We start from the raw sequence: 4,313 nt of genomic DNA, 5'->3' as shown, positions 1-4,313 counted from the left end.
CCCACCTTCACCCGCGTCGCCGCCTCGGGCAGGTCTTCCCCGAACGCCCGCTGATAGAACTCCGCGATGGTCGGGCGTTCCAACTCGTCGCATTTATTCAGGAAGGTCAGGCGGAAGGCCAGGCCCAGGTCGCCGTTGAAGATGGTGGCGTTCTGAGCCCAGGTGATGACGGTGCGGGGCGACATGACGGTCGAGATGTCGCCGTTCATGAAGGCGTTGCGGGTCATGTCGGCGACGCGGACCATGGCGGCGATCTGGCGCTGGCCTTCGGCGGTCTTGAACAGGGGATTCTTGGCCGTGACGATCTCGGCCTCCACGTCGTGGTCCAGATAGTTCAGGGTGGTGACGATGGACCAGCGGTCCATCTGGCCCTGATTGATCTGCTGGGTGCCGTGATACAGGCCCGAGGTGTCGCCCAGGCCGATGGTGTTGGTGGTCGAGAACAGGCGGAAGAAGGGGTTGGGCCGGATCACCCGGTTCTGGTCCAGCAGGGTCAGGCGGCCCTGGGCCTCCAGCACGCGCTGGATCACGAACATCACGTCGGGGCGGCCGGCGTCGTATTCGTCGAACACCAGGGCGATGGGCCGCTGGATCGCCCAGGGCAGGATGCCCTCGCGGAACTCGGTGATCTGTTTGCCGTCCTTCAGGACGATGGCGTCCTTGCCGACCAGGTCGATGCGGCTGACGTGGCTGTCCAGGTTCACCCGCACCAGGGGCCAGTTCAGGCGGGCCGCGACCTGTTCGATGTGCGTCGACTTGCCGGTGCCGTGATAGCCCTGGACCATCACCCGGCGGTCGTGGGCGAAGCCGGCGCAGATGGCCAGCGTCGTCTGGGGATCGAAGCGATAGGCGTCGTCGATCTCGGGCACATGGCTGTCGCGCTCGGCGAAGACCGGCACGGTCATGTCGCTGTCGATGCCGAACACCTCGCGCACTGTCGCCTGGCGGGCGGGCTCCAGGGTCAGCAGAGGGTCGGGCGTGGCCCCTAAAGGCGAATTGGGGAGCAGTGAGGTCATGCGCCCCATCTAGAGCCGTCGCGCGCCCGGCTCAACACACCGGCGACTATTCCGCGCTCAAGGCCACATCGACATTGCCGCGCGTGGCGTTGGAATAGGGACAGACCGCGTGGGCGCGCTGGATCAGGTCGTCGATGACGGACTGTTCCAGGCCGTGGTCGGTGACCTTCAGCGCGATGTCCAGGTTGAAGCCCTCGCCGCGGGTGTTCTTGCCGAATCCGACGGTGGAATGGACGCGGGTTTCGGCCGCGACCGGCGTTCCGGCCTTGCCCGACACCAGCCGCAGGGCGCCCAGGTAGCAGGCGGCGTATCCGGTGGCGAACAGCTGTTCCGGGTTGGTGCCGTCGCCGCCCTTGCCGCCCATTTCGGTCGGGGTGGACAGCTTCACATCGATCTTGCCGTCGTCGGTGGTCGAACGGCCGTCTTCGCGGCCGCCGCCGCTGGCTGTGGCGTGGGCGCGGTACAGGACTTCCATGGGGTGTCTCCTTCAGGATCTGCGTCTGATGTGGGGTTCAAACGCGCGGCGCCAAGGGATGATGCATCGACGCCCTAGCGGCGGTTCGCGACGCGGGCTAAACCGGACGTTCGGGGCGCGTGGCGCGGAGTCTGGTTTCTTGGTCAAGATCGGCGTCAAGGTCGCAGAGCGGTGGTTCGTCATGGCGGGCATCGTCCTGCTGGGCGGAATCGCGGCGGCGGGTCTGATCGTGGCCATCTATGCGGCCTGGCTGTTCCATGATCTGCCCGATGCGACGGAACTGGCCGACTATCGCCCGCCCACGGCGACGCGCGTCTATGCCGGGGACGGCACCCTGATCGGCGAATTCTCGGACGAGCGGCGCATCTATGTGCCCTACGAACAGATCCCGACCCCGGTGGTTCAGGCCTTCCTGGCGGCCGAAGACCGAAACTTCTTCCAGCACGGCGGCATCGACGTGTCGGGCCTGGGCCGGGCCATGTTCAAGAACGTGTTCAACGCCGTGTCGGGCCGGCGTCTGGAGGGCGGGTCCACCATCACCCAGCAGGTGGCCAAGAACGTCCTGCTGACCAGCGAAAGCAGTCTGAACCGCAAGCTGAAGGAAGCCATCCTGTCCAGCCGCCTGGAAGGCGTGCTGACCAAGGAACAGATCCTGGAACTGTATCTGAACGAGATCTTCCTGGGCTATCGGTCCTATGGGGTGGCGTCGGCGGCCTACAACTATTTCGGCAAGAACCTCAGCCAGCTGACCCCGGACGAGGCGGCCTTCCTGGCGGCCCTGCCCAAGGGGCCGAACAACTATCACCCCCGGCGCCATCCGGGCGCGGCCAAGGGGCGGCGCGACTGGGTTCTGGGCGAGATGCGCCAGAACAATTTCCTGACCGAGGCGCAATATCAGGAAGCCGTGGCCCGGCCGCTGACCACCAATGCGGCGCCCCAGCGCGCGGCCTATCGCGACGCCGACTTCTTCGTGGAGGAGGCGCGCCGTCGCGCCATCGCCCTGTTCGGCAAGGACGATGTGAACGGCGGCGGCTATTATATGCGCACCACCCTGGACCCGACGCTCCAGTCGGCGGCGCGCAACGCCCTGATGCGGGGTCTGGAGAACTATGACCGCCGCCACGGCTGGCGCGGGCCGTGGGGCACGACCGATTTCGCCCCCGGCTGGCAGCAGGCGGCCCTTAGGCGCACCCTCCCGGCCGAGCGCCGCAGCTGGCAGGCCGCGGCGGTGGAAAGCGTGGCGGGCAACACCGTGCGGGTGCGCACCGCGCGTGACGACCGCACGGGCAATCTAATCGCCTCGGACGCCGCCTGGGCCAACGCCAATCGCCAGCTGCGCCGCGGCGACCTGATCTTCGTGGAGCCGCAGAACGGATCGTTCGCCCTGAAACAGGTGCCTGCCGTCAACGGCGCCCTGGTGGCCATCGAACCGCAGTCGGGCCGCGTGCTGGCCATGGTCGGCGGCTATTCCTATGCGCTCAGCAGCTTCAACCGCGCGACCCAGGCGCGGCGTCAGCCGGGTTCGGCGTTTAAGCCCATCGTCTATGCGGCGGCGCTGGAAGGCGACTTCACCCCCGCTTCTATCGTGCTGGATGCGCCGATCAGCTTCGCCGGCGGGCCGAACGGCTCGCGCTGGACGCCCGAGAACTACAGCCGCCAATACTATGGCCCCCAAACCCTGCGCCGGGGGCTGGAGCTGTCGCGCAACGTCATGACCGTGCGCCTGGCCCAGCAGGTGGGCATGACCAATGTCGTCGATCTGGGACGGCGCATGGGGGTGTCGGACCGGCTGCAACCCAATCTGTCGGTGTCGCTGGGGGCAGGGGAGACCACCCCCTATGATCTGACGGCCGCCTATGCCGCCTTCGTCAACGGCGGGCGCCGGATCGAGCCGTATCTGATCGAAATGGTTCAGGACCGGAACGGCGAGACCATCTATCGCGCCGACCGCCGCCAATGTCGCGACTGCGGCCGGGGCTTCTCGGGCCAGGAATCGCCGCGTCTTCAGGATCGCGGAACCCAGGTGATCGACCCGATCACCGCCTATCAGATCAGCTCGATGCTGGAAGGCGTGGTCCAGCGCGGCACGGCCGCCAGCGCGCGCGGCCTGGGCCGCTGGGTCGGGGGCAAGACCGGCACCACCAACGAATACCGCTCGGCCTGGTTCGTCGGCTTCACCACGGACATCGTGGTGGGGGTCTTCATCGGCTTTGACGACAACCGCTCGCTGGGCGGCGGCGAAGCGGGCGCCTCGACGGCCGTGCCAGTGTTCACCGAATTCATGACCGCCGCCCTGAAGGAACGGCCCGCCCGTCCGTTCGTGCGGCCCAAGAACGCCATCTTCCGCACCGTCAACGGCATCGAGGAAGCCTTCCGCCCCGGCACCGAGCGCCGGGTCCAGGAAACCCCGGCGGAAGAGATTCCCGAAGGGCCGCAACGCTATGTCGACGTGCTGCGTCGCGAGGCCGAGGAGAAGACGGGAACGCCGGCCGCCCCGCCCGTCGCCGCCCCGCCGCCGCCTTCGCCCAAGAAGGAACCGGCCGAGGATCTGAGCGGGCTGTACTGACGGACTAGGGACTAGGGATTAGGGACTGAGAGGCTTGGATTCGACGAGCGAACGGCCATGCCGCTTCAGATAATCCCTAGTCCCCAGTCCCTAATCCCTTCCCCTGAGGCTCCCGGCCCTCTATCTCGGCCCCTCACACTTTCGCGGAGTTTGCGATGAGACCGGATGTCGAGGCCATGAAGGCCGACATCGAGCAGAGCATCGCTCTGCTCAGGAGGCGTCTTTGACTGGGATGTCGCCGTACGAAAACTGGATG

The 4,313-nt window shown here is 67.0% G+C and carries 3 protein-coding genes; 1 reads left to right on the top strand and 2 read right to left on the bottom strand.

What is annotated here, in order from left to right; all coding sequences use genetic code 11:
• Both cobS and Q0581_RS09030 read right to left on the bottom strand, forming a co-directional pair.
• A partial coding sequence (cobS, locus tag Q0581_RS09035) for a cobaltochelatase subunit CobS (protein WP_298699552.1) occupies positions 1 to 1,016 on the bottom strand: 1,016 nt, incomplete at its 3' end.
• 46 nt (positions 1,017 to 1,062) lie between these two features.
• Positions 1,063 to 1,491, bottom strand: coding sequence for an organic hydroperoxide resistance protein (locus Q0581_RS09030; RefSeq protein ID WP_298699550.1), 429 nt, complete (start codon positions 1,489 to 1,491; stop codon positions 1,063 to 1,065).
• 181 nt (positions 1,492 to 1,672) lie between these two features.
• On the opposite strand from Q0581_RS09030, the gene Q0581_RS09025 reads away from it, so the two are divergent.
• Positions 1,673 to 4,057, top strand: a complete 2,385-nt coding sequence (locus Q0581_RS09025; RefSeq protein ID WP_298699554.1) for a penicillin-binding protein 1A — start codon at positions 1,673 to 1,675, stop codon at positions 4,055 to 4,057.
• The last annotated feature ends 256 nt before the right edge of the window (positions 4,058 to 4,313 follow it).

The organism is uncultured Brevundimonas sp. (genome assembly GCF_937863155.1).
In the GTDB taxonomy this organism is placed as follows: Bacteria; Pseudomonadota; Alphaproteobacteria; order Caulobacterales; family Caulobacteraceae; genus Brevundimonas.
Note: the sequence above shows the minus strand (reverse complement) of the source record. Positions and strands in the feature narration are given on the sequence as shown.

Excerpts from the sequence above, each read along its gene's own strand:
- Q0581_RS09030 (WP_298699550.1), bottom strand. The coding sequence starts at position 1,491 with ATGGAAGTCCTGTACCGCGCCCACGCCACAGCCAGCGGCGGCGGCCGC.
- Q0581_RS09025 (WP_298699554.1), top strand. The coding sequence starts at position 1,673 with ATGGCGGGCATCGTCCTGCTGGGCGGAATCGCGGCGGCGGGTCTGATC.